1 protein-coding gene is annotated in these 1069 nt (G+C 67.1%); it reads right to left on the bottom strand.

Going from position 1 to position 1069, the window contains the following annotated elements; all coding sequences use genetic code 11:
* Positions 1-1069, bottom strand: a 1069-nt coding sequence (glnA, locus tag V6U79_RS29660) for a type I glutamate--ammonia ligase (RefSeq protein WP_334616717.1), incomplete at both ends; no start/stop codon positions are given.

Below are 1069 nucleotides of genomic sequence, written 5' to 3' on the forward strand. Positions count from 1 at the left end.
CCTGCTTGACGTCGCCCCACTCCTCCGGGGGCAGGTCGTAGAGGTCCTTGTCGATCGGGGCCGAGGGCTCGATCTTGTTCTTGATGCCGTCGAGGCCGGCCATCATCATGGCGGAGAAGGCGAGGTAGGGGTTGCTGGACGGGTCGGGTACCCGGAACTCGACGCGCTTGGCCTTGGGGTTGCTGCCGGTGACCGGGATGCGGGTGCAGGCGGAGCGGTTGCGCTGGGAGTAGACCAGGTTCACCGGTGCTTCGAAGCCGGGCACGAGGCGGCGGTAGGAGTTGACGGTGGGGTTGGTGAAGGCCAGCAGGGACGGGGCGTGGTGCAGCAGGCCGCCGATGTACCAGCGGGCGGTGTCGGACAGGCCGGCGTAGCCGGTCTCGTCGTGGAAGAGGGGTTCGCCGTTGAGCCAGAGGCTCTGGTGGGTGTGCATGCCGGAGCCGTTGTCGCCGAAGAGCGGCTTGGGCATGAAGGTGGCGGTCTTGCCGGCGGCCCAGGCCTCGTTCTTGATCAGGTACTTGAAGAGTTGGAGCTGGTCGGCGGAGTGCAGCAGGGTGGAGAACTTGTAGTTGATCTCCGACTGGCCGGCGGTGCCGACCTCGTGGTGCGAGCGCTCGACGGTGAAGCCGGCGTCGATGAGGCGGCGGACCATGCTGTCGCGCAGGTCGGCGTAGTGGTCCACCGGCGGGACGGGGAAGTAGCCGCCCTTGTAGGCGGTCTTGTAGCCGCGGTTGCCGCCGGGCTCGTCGCGGCCGGAGTTCCAGGCGCCCTCGATCGAGTCGATGTAGTAGAACGACTGGTGGGCCGAGGTCTCGTGGCGGATGGAGTCGAAGATGTAGAACTCCGCCTCGGCGCCGAAGTACGCGGTGTCGGCGATACCACTGGCGGCCAGGTACGCCTCGGCCTTCTTGGCCACGTTGCGCGGGTCCCGGGAGTACGCCTCGCGGGTGAACGGGTCGTGGATGAAGAAGTTCAACGCCAGGGTCTTCTGCGCGCGGAACGGATCGATGAAGGCGCTGGCGACGTCCGGGAGCAGGAGCATGTCCGACTCGTGGATCGCCTGGAAACC

Source organism: Micromonospora psammae (assembly GCF_036902725.1).
GTDB lineage: Bacteria > Actinomycetota > Actinomycetes > Mycobacteriales > Micromonosporaceae > Micromonospora.